Here is a 12957-nt window from a genome sequence, read left to right as displayed (position 1 = left end):
ATTTATCCCAAAATCTCTACTGCCCGCCCTGTTGTAAATAAGGCGCGAGCACCTCATACGCCTTTTTGGCGCGGGCCTCGTCGTGGATCTGGGCGGCCGCCTGGTACACGCTCTGCAAGGTGAGCAGGTACTGGCGCTGCGAGTCGTCGAAGAGCGCGGCGTCGTGGGTCTGGTAGTAGCTCAGGGTGTTGATGCTGCGGGTCGTGAGCTTGTCCAGGATGGCATTGGCCTTTTCTTTTTCGCCCACCGCGTAGAGCACCGGCACCAGCTGCGGGGTGTAATAGTCGAAAGGAATGGACTTGTCGGGCATCACGGCCAGGCACTTGTTGGCCACTTCTTTGGCTTTGGCCAAGTCGCCGGCGGCGACGTAGGCATTGGCGAGGCGGGCAAACTTATCGCGGTAGTTGGCCGGGAAGCGTAGGTTGTTTTCGTCGTAGAAAACGTTGGCGTCATCCAGGCCGCGGTACCGGAACTTGTTCATTAAGTCGTCGTAGCAGATAGATTTCTCGATGTACCCCTCGTCGGCGCGGCGGTCGTAGTGCGGGTCGCGCAGCGGCAGCAGGCGGTAGGCCATGCCTTCGAGCTGGAAGTAAGGCTGCAGGTTCATGTAGTCCGACGGGGCCACCGTGGAGCTGAAGTAGATGGGCCGCTTCCAGTTGTTGGTGGCAATCATGTCCAGAATCACCAGGTTTTTCTTCTCAATGGCGCGCTTACCCATGCTCCAGTCGAGGTGGTCCACCAGCTGGTTTTCGCGGTCCTTCGGAATGATGCCCAGCTTTTTGACCGCCGTGGTATCCACGTTCAGATAAAACTTGGGGGTAGGGAAGGTCATCGTGGAGTAGTTGCCCTCGGTGTACTTGAGCAGCGGGCTGGCCTGCCCCACGAGACTGATGAACTGCTTGAGGTCCAGGCTGTCCACCGATGGGTTGGGCGAGAAGGGCAGCACGTCGTTGTTGCCCTGCGCGTAGGTCGCGTCGCTCATCGAAATCGGCAGCGGTTGCGAGAGGTAGGCCCGGCGCTTCATCTGCTGGATGTACCAGTCGGTGTTCAGGTAGGAGAGCACGGCCACGCGCACGTCGGTGCGCACGCCTTCCACCTCCTGCAAGTACCAGAGCGGGAAAGTGTCGTTGTCGCCGTTGGTAAATAAAATGGCGTCCGGCGCGCAGCTATTGAGCAGGTTGCGGGCCGAATCTACCGAGTTGTAGCGACCCGAGCGGTTGTGGTCGTCCCAGCCCTGCGCCAACAGGATAGTTGGCGAAATCAAACCCAGCAAAATGGCCACCGTGGCGCGGGCATTCTCGGCCTTGAGGGCGCTGGCCAGTAACTGGCCCAGGCCAATTACGCCCAGCCCAATCCAGATGGCAAACGCGAACGTGGCCCCGCAGAAGGTGTAGTCGCGCTCGCGCGGCTCGATGGGCGGCTGGTTCAGGTACACCACGATGGCGATGCCCGTAAACAGGAATAGCAATCCTACCACCAGTGCGTCGTGCCCGCGCCGCCGCACCTGCACAAACAAGCCTATTAGCCCCAGAATGAGCGGAATAGCGTAAAAATTATTGTGTGCAAAGCTGCCGCCAATGCGGTCGGGCAGCGTGCTTCTGGCCGGGCTGAGGGGCGTAACGACGCCCGCCTGCTGCACGTCGGACTCGCGCCCCACGTAGTTCCAGAAGAAATAACGCCAGAACATGTGCCCAATCTGGTACCGGAACAAAAAGCCCAGGTTCTGGCTCATCGTGGGCTTCACGCCTTCCTGCAAGTCGGGCACCCATTTCTTATACTCCTGAATATGACCGGGGTCGTAGCTATACAGGCGGGGGAGGAGCATCTTGTCGGCATCGGCGTAGCCGGGCTCCTGCGCGCGGGGCAGCACCTCCATATACCGGCCCTTTTCGCGCTTATAGCGCGGCGCGCCCTCCTCGTAGTGGTCGGGCTGCGCATTGAACTGCGGGCCGTAGAGCAGCGGCCGCGAGCCGTACTGCTCGCGCTTGAGGTAGCTCACAAAGCTTAGCACGTCCTCGGGGTCGTTCTCGTTGATGGTAGGGTGAAACGACGAGCGAATGGGCACAATCAAATACGTCGAGTACCCAATCAGGATGAACACGAAGCACAGCATAGCCGTGTTCAACAACTGGCTGCGGCGCTGGTACGAGAGCCGGAAGCCGAACCAAATCAACCCCGCAAACAGCAGCAGGAAGATAACCAGGCCCGAATTGAAGGGTAGGCCCAGGGTATTGATAAAAAACACCTCGAAGCCGCCCGCCAGCGTCGGTAGCCCCGGAATGATACCCACTAGCACCGAGCCCACAATAACCAGGCTGATAACCAGCGTCAGCAGGCCGCCCACTACGGTCGGATTGGCCGAGCGGCGATAGTAGTAGATGAAAGCCAGCGCCGGCAGCGCCAGCAGGTTCAGCAAGTGCACCCCGATGCTGAGGCCGATAACGTAGGCAATGAGGATGAGCCACTTATCGGAATCAACTTCCGTGGCGCGCTCTTCCCACTTCATCATTATCCAGACCACGGCGGCCGTGCACAGGCTCGACATGGCGTAGACCTCACCCTCCTCGGCGTTGAACCAGAACGAGTCGGAGAACGCGAACGAGAGCGCACCCACTACCCCCGCGCCCAGAATCAGCAGCGTCTGGTAGCTGGTAGGCTCGGGCGTCTCGGTTTCAAACTCGCTGCGCGCCACCAGCAGCTTGCGCCCCAGCCGGGTAATAATCCAGAACAGAAACAGTACTGTAAACGAGCTGCTGAGGGCTGAAAGGGCATTTATCAGCACCGGCACCTTGGTGGTATCGCCGAAGCTGAGCAGCGAGAGCAGCCGCCCCAGAATAAGGAAAGTAGGCGCGCCCGGCGGGTGCGGCACCAGCAGCTTGTAGGAGCAGGCAATGAACTCGCCGCAGTCCCAGAACGAAGCCGTGGGCTCCAGGGTAAGCAAAAAAACGACGGTAGCGATGGCAAATACCACCCAACCGACCAGGTTATTCAACCGTTGAAATGAACGCATACGGGGCGAGAAGGGCCGGCTGCCGCGGCCCAACGCCGCCGCCGCTCAGCCAGAGAGAAATTCCGGTATAGCTAAACCGTTGCCACCCGGCAACAAGCCCCCAAAAGTAGGCATTATCCGCCGAGGGTTGCAGGGCAGAAAAGAAAGCGCTTAAAAACGCTGGTTGTCATTGCGAGCGTAGCAAAGCGGAGCGCGGCAATCTTTCCTGCTCGTTGGGTTAGTAACCTGACGTGAAGGAAAGATTGCCGCGCTTCGCTTTGCTACGCTCGCAATGACAACCAGAATGTTACAGCAGCGTCAGCCGGTTGGTGCTTACGGCCTTGTCATTCACCAGCAGCGAGCAGAAGTATAGGCCGGCCGGCAGGCCCGTCACGTCGAGGGGCAGGCCATTGGTAGCTAAGGCCAGGGGTAAGGGTAGCAGGCGCACTTCGCGGCCGAGCACGTTGCTCAGGCGCAGCTTGTAGTCGGGCCCATGCTGGGCCGACAGCTGCACCGTAAGCAACCCGCGAGCCGGGTTCGGAAATAAAGTCAGCGCCGGAGCAGTCTGGAAGGGTAGGCCCGTCTGCCAGGGGGCAATGGCCAAGCCCTGTCCACCATTGTTTACTACCCCCACGTGCGGGGTCAGGCCCAGGGCGCGGGTGCTGCCGGGCAACACCGCCAACGCGGCCAAAAAGACGGACAAGGCAAGGGTAGTAACGCGCATGGGTCGGGTAGGAAAAGGGCGGGCAGCCGCAACTGCTTGGCAAGATACTAAAGTATTAGTGTTCAAGCCATGAATACAAGCTCCGTGTCGGACTAGAAGTTTCGCAGCGCGAAGGAAAATCATCCCTGGCAGTTTTGCGGCACGGCGGGAAATTCGCCCGTCATTACTTAATGCGCAACACACTCGCAAGGATGGGCTATTATCACCGCACCCGCACTACCCCCGCGCCGCTCACCGAGCGGTACTCGCCGTTGTACATGGCCTCGGCGCTCACTGGCCCCAATTTAAAAGTGCCCTTGCTCACGGCGCGGGCCAGGTAGGCGAAAAGCTTGACCTGGGGCGTAGCGGTGGTGAAGATGTTGAGGCGGTCGTCGCGCACGTCGAGGTAGTCGGGCTGGGTCAGATTGGGGAGGGTAGGGAGGTCGCGCTGCACGCCGAGGCGCGGGTTCTCGATTTCGAGGCCGGCGGGTAGCAGGTCCGTGATGGCTACGTTCTTGACCTCACCGGCCGCGTCGCCGCTTTGCAGCGCGATAACGACTAGCACCAAATCATTCTGCTTGAACGTGCTTTGCGCCAGCGTCTTGCCGTCGCGGGTGGCGAAGAAGCGACGCACCTTGAGGTAGTGGTCTTCCTCGGCCACGCGGCCACTGGCACTCACGCCCTGCTCTTGCCAGAAGTAGTAGAGCGCCCCCGCGCCGCTCGGCTGCACGCGCACGGTGCGGTTGGCCACGTTGTTCACGGCCAGGTCTTTACCCGTGAATTTGCCGATGAGCTTGCCGTCGGCTAGCAGGTCGGCCACGGCGGTGCTGGCTTGGGCGCGGCGCGCTATTTTGCCCAGTGCCAGCAGGGAGAAGGCCCGTTCCTGGGTGTTGAGGTAGGGCGCGTCGTGTACCTGCCGGCTCAGCTGCCGGGCGATGGCGTTTACCTGTGGGTTGGTGGGGTCGGCGCTCAGCAAGGCGTTGAGGGCCAGCGCCTCGTCGCGGATGGGCGAGGCGAACGAGCCGCCCAGCTCGCGTTGTGCCCGCTCCGTGGCGAACTGCCGGGGTAGGGCTTCCTGGAAGGCTCGCTGCTGGCCGCCCAGCGCGTAGGTGCAAGCCAGCAGGAAGCGCGCATCGGGCGTGAGCAGCGGCCGGTTGGCCTTGTAATAATTCAGGGCCACGGCATCCTGGCGGCCGGCCAGGGCCAGCACGTAGAGCGAGTAGGCGATTTCGCGCGGGGCGATGATGCGCTCGCGGGCAATGTTATTGACGTCGAAATACTGGTACTTCTCCGTTTCCCGCTTCTTGAGGCGCAATTGCAAGTATTGCAGCGTCTTATCCAGAGTATTCTGGTTCACGGTGAAGCCGGCCTGCTTGGCTTCGAGCAGAAAATGCGCGGCGTAGGCGGTGGCCCACCAGTTGTCGTAGTCGCCGCCCGGCCAGTAGCTGAGGCTGCCGTTGTAGAGCTGCATACTCTCGATTTTGCGGATGGCCTCCTGCACGTTATAGTTGGGGTTGTAGCGCTGGGCCTTGGCCGCCGCGCCGGTTTGCTGCCGCAGCGTGGCCGCCAAATCGCCGAAATACAGCTGCGGAAACGCGGCCGACACGGTTTGCTCCAGGCAGCCGTAGGGGTATTCGAGCAGGTAGTTCAGGTCTTTGGCAAAGGCCGTGAGCGGCGAGCGGCTGAGCACCAGCTTGCTGCGCAAGGTGCTGGGTAAGAAGTCGGTGCGCAGGTTGAGCGTGGCCGGCGCGGCGGCCGTGGCCTCCCCGCTGCCCGTGCGCGAAGCCAGCGGCGCAGCCGGGCGGATGGGGATTTCGGTGGTTTCAGAGAATATTTCCGTGGTGCCTTTTACACCAGTTACTACAATCTTGATGGTGCCATTGCCGATAGTTTTGGCACCAATGTGAAAAAAAGCCTGTGCCTCCGCATTAGGTTTCAAAGGCAGATTCCAAGCCCCTACCTGAGTCTTATTAGGTTCTTCACCTATAATAGATAGCAACGGTTCAGCCGAAATTAGTGAGCCACTAACCTGCTTGGTGACTTTAACAAACATGGCTTTCCCCGTCGTATTCGTCAGCGTCACCGGCACGTCAATCGTATCGCCCGGCGACATGAACCGGGGTAGGGCGGTGCTGATAACCACCGGGTCGGCCACGCGCATCGTCTGCTCGGCGTTGGCGAAGGCGTCGTCTTTGTAGGCCACGGCCATCACGCGCAGCGCCCCGCTGAACTGCGGCACGCGCACCCGGTAGCGCACCAGGCCGGCGGCATCGGCGGTGAGGATACCGCTCCATTTAGCCACCAGCTTCACGCGGCGGCTGGGCACGGGCGAGGCGCGGCGGGCCATCTCGGCCGCGTCGCCGCCGCTGCTGCTGCTGCCCAGCTCGGGCAGCAGAAACGGGTACACGTCGAAGGCGCTCACTTCGAGCGCCCGTTTCTGGTAGAAGTAGCCGTAGGGGTCAGGCGTCTGGTAGTTTTTGCGCTGCAAAATGCCCTCGTCCACCACCGCCAGCGTCACCTGAGCCCGTGGAGCAGTACGCACCTCAATGGTCTGGAAGGTCTGCGAACGGCTGAGCGCGGCCACCGCCAGGGTGAGAGGCAGGTGGGCGCCGGGCTTCTCCACGGTCAGCGGCACGAAGCCCCGCGCCACGGTGAGGGGTAGGGCATTATCGGTGATGGGCCGGATGGCGGTGGCCGTCACGTACACGTTGGGCACGTGGCCGGTGCGGATGGGCACGCTCACCCGCGCCGATTTCTGGTCGGTATCGACGTAGAAATGGTCGAATACGTGGTCGCGCTCCACCGTCACCAGTATCCGGCCGGGGAAGGGCGTTTTGAGAAGCAATTGGGCCGTTTCGCCCGGCTCGTACTTCGGCTTGTCGGCCTCAATCGTCACCTGGCCCTCGGTGCTCACCTCAAAGGCGTTGCCGGACGTGTCGCCGCTGCCGTAGGCGTAAAAGTGCGTGGCCACGTAGCTGGCCGCGCCCGGCCGGCTCACCCGCACCTCGTACTCGCCCGAATAAGTAGGGGTGAAGCTGAAGCCCGTCCCTACCCCCACGCGCAGCGTCTGCGCGCTCAGGGTTTGCTCGCGCTTCTGCGAATTATACACGTAGCGGCCGCCCTGGCGCTCCAGCACGGTTTCCCAGAGCAGCCGCACCACGCGCACCTGCGCCGCCGCTGTGGTGGGCCGCCCGCCCGGCGTGAGCGCCGCCAGCTTGATGGCCAGCGCCTGCCGCGTGCTCACCAGCTCGGGCAAATTCTGAATGCCGAACATCGCCGCCTGGGTCTGCACCTCGAAGGTGGCGAGCCGGTTCACCGGCCGGCCGGTTTCGTCGAAAATCGTGGCGAAGGCTACCCCCTCCAGCGTGCCCAGGTCGTGGGCCTCAGGCAAGGTGTAGGCGGCGGTGCCGTGCCCGGCGGCGTCGGTTTCGCCCTGCTGCACCTCCTTCTGGAAGCGCGTCGCAATGCCGGCCGGGGGAGTGCTGCCGCCGTAGCCACTGCGCTGCGGCCGCTCGCCGGTGTTGATATCGAAAGTATAATCGGGGTAATTCTGGGCCGAAAATGATTTTTCCTTGAGCGAAAACTCGACCTCAAACTTGCGCCCGGCCGCCGGCGGGCCAAATAGGTTTTGGGCCAGAATATTCGCCGTCACGGTTTGGGCTGGCCCCAGCACGGCGGGCGTGGCGGTCACGGTCACCTTCAGCCGGTCAGGGATAAATTCTTCCACGCTCACGGCTTTCGAGCTGAGCAGCACGTCGTTGCCGGTCAATACTTCCAGCGAGTAGAGGCCCGTCATGGCCGTGGGGGGTAGGATAAAGCGCGACGTAACCGCGCCGGCTGCGTTCAGCTTTTCGCCCAGGCTGGCGTATTCCTGGCCGGTGGGCAGCAGCAGGCGCACCTTCACGGGCAGGCCGGCGGGCGGCGTCGCCCACGCCTCAGACCGCACCACGGTATTGGTGTAAATGGTGTCGCCGGGCCGGTACAGGTCGCGGTCGCCGTACAAAAATGCCTGGTAGTGCGCCGCGTTGCTGGTGAGCCCGCCCACCTCAAAGCGTGAGGTTTCGACCTGGCTGTTTTTGAGAGTGAGAAACGAAAAGTCGCTGCCGCTGGTGGCCGTTACCATGCCCAGCTTCAGCGGCGAGCCCAGCACGCTATCGAGCCGCGCCACGCCCTGGCCGTTGCTGGTGGCCGTGCCCATGAGCTGGTTGTTGGTCGAGATGAAGCGCACCGTGGCCCCGCCCACCGGCCGCGCCGTGCGCAGCGAGTTCACAAACACTACCGCGTTGCCCCCTACCCCCTGCTTGGTGATGAGGCCCAGGTCGGTGAGAGTCACCAGCTTATCCTGGCGCAGCCACTGGCGCTCGATGTCCTGCACCCGCACCACGTACAGGCCCTTAAGCGGCGCGCTGAATTCCAGGTCTTTGAGCGAAAGATTGAGCAGGCGCTGGCCGTTCACTTTGGGGAGGCCGGCCGTGGCGTAGCGCCGCGTGAAGAGTACGTCGCCCCGGTTTTCGAGGTCGTAGTAGCGGTAGCTGCGGTCCACGTACTCGCCATCGTCGCCGCGGCCGCCGCCGTCTTCGTCGTTGTCGTAGCCGTACTGCTTCTCGCCGCGCAGCAAATCCTGGATATTGCTGGCGTAGACCTTTGCTACCGTCACCTGCACGTTTTCCACCTCGTTGAGGCGCAGCGCCAGGTTGCGGTTGCCGTTGGCCTGCAAGTACATGGCTTTGTCGGCGCTGGCAAATTCGATACTCGGCTGGCTGTCGCCGAAGCTCACCGCCTGGTCAAATTTCTCCGCCAGCTGCCCGCCCAGCGCGCCGCGCACGCCGGGGTCCAGGGTTACCTGGTAGGTTTTGCCCACCTCGAAGCCGCCGCGCAGCAGCAGCCCGCTTTCCAGCGCCTCAATCTCGAAGGGCACGGCGGGCGTTACTTTCAGCAGGGGCTGAATATCGGGCACCGACACGGGCTGGTTGGTGAGCAGCGTCACCACGGCTTTGCCGTCCAGCACCTGGCCGGTCAGCTCGCGCACTTGCAGGGTTTGCTGGCTGGGCACCTCGGCCTCGGCCGTTAGCGGGCCGGTAGTGGGTTGGCTGCCGGCCACCGCCTTCAGCCCCGCCGCCACTTTAAACAGCAGTGGCTGGTCGGGCTTTATTTCCTGATTAATGGTGAGGGCCAGGGTTTTGTCGGGTTCGGCAGCGGTGAGCGTGAAGGCCACTGGCCTACCCCCCTGGCTGATGCGCAAGCGCGGCCGCAGGTCCGCTGGCCGCACGGGGTAGTTAAACAGCACATTGGCGCGCATTTCGGCGGTGCCCGCCGCCCGGCTGCTGCGCCCGTAAAACACCTGCGCCCCGCCCAGCTGCAAAAACGGCGTGTGAAACTTAGTCCGGCTCAGCGTCAGTTGCTGCTTGCCCGAAGGCAGCGTAGCCGGCCGTAGATTCGCCGAAAACGCGGTGCTCGGCCGAAATGGCTCCAGCGGCGAAAACACCAGCTCGCGCCCGTCGTTCAGCCACTTAAACTTGCCCCGGATGGCCGGCTCAAACTGCACGTAGCGCGTAGTGTCCCAGCGCCCCGCCTGGCTGGCCGGCACCACCGGCTCGTCGAAGTTGAACACCAGATTCTGGTATGGGTCAATCTCTTCGCCGGCCGCCTGCACGGCCGTATTTTGCTCCGTATCAGCTTTTTTAGAACAGGAAAACGTGACACATAAGCTCAGCAGTAGTAGCAGGGGTAGGGGATGTTGGCGCATAGCAAGAGAAGCGGGGTGAGCAGCGCGTGAAAGGTACTTCACAGCTAACGCTAATGCACTATGTCTCAACGAGGCCCTGTTGCGCCGGCTAGGTGGTAAGGGAGGCGGAATCTGCCGGAATATCGGATGCCTCAGCAAATGCTGCTGGGGCCACGCTCATGAAATTACCCCAAAAATTGGCGGCTACGAGTTGGCGCACCTGCTGCTTGTAGTGGCGCTTGCGTAAGGTACGCGGCCGATACTTGGCTTTTATTTCCTCAATAGGCTTTTCGGGGGCGTTAATATCGAGTTGGTAAAAATGGCTGGCTAGCCACTCGCCCCGAAACTGCTGCCAAAATGAGTCGTAATCGAAGTAGAGTTTCGAACCGCGGCCCAACTGCTCGCGCGTGCTGATGCCCACGGCCTGGCCGATGCCCAGCGCCGCGGCCAGGCCGTAAGTCGCGTTTACCAGCAGGCTCGCGGGCGTGAGGTCGTGCAGGCACTTAGTCGCGTGCCTGAGTAACTCCCCATTTTTAGTGCCCTGCACTTGGCTGATGAGAAGCGCCTGCGGCGCGGCTATGCCTACCGTAGCACCAGGCACGATAACGAAGGTGAGCATCTGTACCAGCGTGCCCGCGACCAGAAAATTGAGTGATAGCTCGCCCTCAAACCACGCTCGCACCGGATACGACAACTCAATGCTGAAGCGCTTATCACTGGCTACATTTTCCCACAGAATAGGCTGCCGGGCTACGCTGGTAAAAAAAATCGGGGCGCACCACCGCGGCCAAAAACTGATAGTGGTGCAGAATAGCAGCCAGGCGCACGGACCGCGAAAAACTAGCTACTGCGTAGCTAGTCAAGTACTTATAGATGAAACGCGGCTATTGCTTCAGTAAAGAGGCTAGCGGTAGCGTAGTCACCAACTGCTGCATCTGCGCAAGCTCAGCGCGCTTAGTTACCGCCTGCACGTGGCGAAAAGAATGTTTAAGCTGCACTAAGCCGGGTAGGCCCGATATATTACGAAGCGCGTCTATTGAGCGTACAAAGAAGTCGTTTTGCTTCATAAAAAGAATGATTGCAGTGCGGGACGTTAGCAAAATTCGGTGAAAAAACCGGATAAAAATAAGCGATATCTAATAATTTAGCCGCTATTTTTAAATATCAACCGTTCTGCGGGCCGAGTAATCAATAAGCCAATCTTTATCATCACCGCTGAGCTGATAGCATAGAGAGCATTAGAATTAATAATAAGAAAAATAACTTAATGGATACCAACTCCAACAAGCTCCCAGGCAGGTAGCTTAGAGCAACAACTTATTGGCAGTCTTAGCTTTGCCTTCATGCTTTCCCACCCCCACGAAATATTTCTAGAAGTGGCCCAGCGCCTGAGCTTTACCAAGGCTGGGCAGGCGCTGTTTATCAGCCAGTCGGCGGTGAGCAAGCAGGTAAAGGCGCTGGAAGAGCACTACAAAACCGGCCTCTTCGAGCGGCTGGGCGGTAGCGTGCAGCTGACCCCGGCCGGGCAGAAGCTGTACCAAAAGCTCTTGCAGGCCAAACAGTTGCAGCAGGAATTGCAGCAAGAGATGAGCGAGCTGAGCCCGGCCTTCGCGCCGGCTGTGCATTTGCTTATCGGGGCCAGTACCACCATCTCGCTCTACGTGCTACCCCCCGTGGTGGCGGCCTACCTGCGCCAGCACCCGCACCACCAGCTCAGCCTCAAAAATCGGAATAGTGATAATATTCTGAAAGCCCTGCTCGACCACGAAATCGAGTTGGGCATCATCGAAGGCATTCATAAAGTCAGCAATGTGACTTACACGCCCCTACTCACCGATGCCGTGGTGGCGGTGTGCGCCGCCGACAACCCACTGGCCGGCCGCGAACTGATAGTCAGCGACTTGCTGAGCGTGCCGCTGGCCCTGCGCGAGGTGGGCTCCGGCACGCTGGCCGTGTTGGAAGAAGCGCTGGCGCGGCACCACATCCGGCTGGCCGCCCTGCCCGTGCGGGTGCGCCTGGGCGGCACCGAGGCGCTGAAGAATTTCGTGCGGGTCGAGACAACCTGCCTGGCTTTCTTACCCCGCCAAGCAGTGGTGAAGGAGTTGGCTAGCGGTGAGCTGGTAGAGGTGATAATTAAAGATTTGCCCTTAAAAAGGCAGTTCAGCTTCATTCAGCGCCGGGGTACGGAAAACAACGGGCCTTACCGCGATTTTCTGCGCTTCACCCAACGCTACTATGCCGGTAAGGAATAGGCTATGCGAAAATCCCATTTCGCAAAGGCATAGCAACTGGTAGTTGGCTGCCAGACCTTTGCCACATGAACTCCGTCGCCACCTTACCCCTCTCGCGCATTCAAGCCCTGCACTGCGCCCAATGCGGCACCGAATACTCAGCTTTCCAGCCGCAGGCTGTGTCGGCCTGCTGCAAGCAGCCACTCGTGGCCGCCTACGACCTGCGCGAGCCGCTGAGCCGTAAGGCTGGTATCAACCTGTCCGACAAATCGATGTGGCGCTACGGTGCGCTTCTACCCCTGCTCGACGAGGCCAACAAGGTAACCCTGGGCGAGGGCATGACGCCCCTGCTGGCCCTACCCCGGCTGGCGGGTCATTATGGCCTCAATAACCTGCTGCTCAAGGATGAAGGCCAAAATCCGACCGGCTCTTTCAAGGCCCGTGGCTTGAGCATGGCCATTTCCAAAGCCAAGGAGCTGGGTACCACCGGCTGCATCATTCCCACGGCTGGCAACGCAGGAGTAGCGATGGCCGCCTACTGCGCCCGCGGCGGCCTGGGCGCTACCGTGGTCATGCCCCGCCACACGCCGGAGGCGTTCAAGGAGGAATGCTATTGGTACGGCGCGCGGGTGGAGCTGGTAGACGGTCTCATTAGCGACTGCGGGGCCCGCGTGCGCCAGCTCAACGCCGGCGGCGAATTGCTCGACATCTCGACCCTCAAGGAGCCCTACCGGCTCGAAGGCAAGAAGACGATGGGCTACGAAATCGCGGAGCAGCTCAACTGGCAGCTGCCCAACGTGCTGCTCTACCCCGCCGGCGGCGGCACCGGCCTCATCGGTATCTGGAAAGCTTTTCAGGAAATGAAAGCCCTGGGTTGGCTCGCGCCCGAAACCCCGCTGCCGCGCATGGTGGCCGTGCAGGCCGAAAACTGCTGCCCGCTGCTCGAAACTTATCTCGGCCATCAGCCCAACTGCCACAACTACCAGGGCCGCCCCACGCTGGCCAACGGCTTGGCCGTGCCGCACCCTCTGGGCGAGCCGCAGATGCTGCAAGTGCTCCGCGAGTCGCACGGCACGGTAGTGGCTGTCAGCGAAGAAGATATGCTGAAAGGCATGCGCGAGCTGGGCCGCTACGAGGGCCTTTTCGTAGCCCCCGAGGGCGGGGCCGTGTGGATGGCCGCCCGCCACCTGCTGGCCCAGGGCTGGCTGAAAGCCGACGAGCGCATCCTGCTCCTGAACACCGGCAACGCCCAGAAATACATGACTAACGTGGCCGGCCGGGCGGAGGCGTAGCAGTAGCGTAGACTCTG

General features: G+C 61.4%; 6 protein-coding genes. 2 read left to right on the top strand and 4 right to left on the bottom strand.

Annotated features, from left to right (window positions below; all coding sequences use genetic code 11):
• Positions 1-16 precede the first annotated feature (16 nt).
• The 4 genes from LC531_RS14600 to LC531_RS14585 form a co-directional block, all read right to left on the bottom strand.
• Positions 17-3010, bottom strand: coding sequence for a glycosyltransferase family 117 protein (locus LC531_RS14600; protein WP_223651453.1), 2994 nt, complete (start codon positions 3008-3010; stop codon positions 17-19).
• A gap of 286 nt (positions 3011-3296) precedes the next feature.
• Positions 3297-3713, bottom strand: a complete 417-nt coding sequence (locus tag LC531_RS14595; protein WP_223651451.1) for a T9SS type A sorting domain-containing protein — start codon at positions 3711-3713, stop codon at positions 3297-3299.
• A 202-nt stretch (positions 3714-3915) separates the two neighbouring features.
• Positions 3916-9438: an alpha-2-macroglobulin family protein gene (locus LC531_RS14590; RefSeq protein WP_223651449.1), complete on the bottom strand. Its 5523-nt coding sequence runs from the start codon at positions 9436-9438 to the stop codon at positions 3916-3918.
• 88 nt (positions 9439-9526) lie between these two features.
• Positions 9527-10153, bottom strand: a complete 627-nt coding sequence (locus tag LC531_RS14585; RefSeq protein WP_223653972.1) for a DUF535 family protein — start codon at positions 10151-10153, stop codon at positions 9527-9529.
• 607 nt (positions 10154-10760) lie between these two features.
• Between LC531_RS14585 and LC531_RS14580 the strand changes: the two genes are divergently transcribed.
• Together LC531_RS14580 and LC531_RS14575 are read left to right on the top strand one after the other, a co-directional pair.
• The gene (locus LC531_RS14580; protein ID WP_223651447.1) at positions 10761-11669 is read left to right on the top strand and encodes a LysR family transcriptional regulator; all 909 of its coding nucleotides are present in this window, start codon (positions 10761-10763) and stop codon (positions 11667-11669) included.
• A gap of 65 nt (positions 11670-11734) precedes the next feature.
• Positions 11735-12940 carry a threonine synthase gene (locus tag LC531_RS14575; RefSeq protein ID WP_223651445.1) on the top strand — a complete coding sequence of 402 codons (1206 nt, stop codon included), beginning with the start codon at positions 11735-11737 and terminating at the stop codon, positions 12938-12940.
• Positions 12941-12957 lie beyond the last annotated feature (17 nt).

The organism is Hymenobacter psoromatis (assembly GCF_020012125.1).
GTDB lineage: Bacteria > Bacteroidota > Bacteroidia > Cytophagales > Hymenobacteraceae > Hymenobacter > Hymenobacter psoromatis.
This window is presented reverse-complemented; position numbering and strand designations above follow the sequence as displayed.

What these genes read in the sequence shown, in the direction of transcription:
- LC531_RS14595 (WP_223651451.1), bottom strand. Translation starts at nt 3,713, where the DNA reads ATGCGCGTTACTACCCTTGCCTTGTCCGTCTTTTTGGCCGCGTTGGCG.
- LC531_RS14580 (WP_223651447.1), top strand. Translation starts at nt 10,761, where the DNA reads ATGCTTTCCCACCCCCACGAAATATTTCTAGAAGTGGCCCAGCGCCTG.
- LC531_RS14575 (WP_223651445.1), top strand. Translation starts at nt 11,735, where the DNA reads ATGAACTCCGTCGCCACCTTACCCCTCTCGCGCATTCAAGCCCTGCAC.
- LC531_RS14590 (WP_223651449.1), bottom strand. Translation starts at nt 9,438, where the DNA reads ATGCGCCAACATCCCCTACCCCTGCTACTACTGCTGAGCTTATGTGTC.
- LC531_RS14600 (WP_223651453.1), bottom strand. Translation starts at nt 3,010, where the DNA reads ATGCGTTCATTTCAACGGTTGAATAACCTGGTCGGTTGGGTGGTATTT.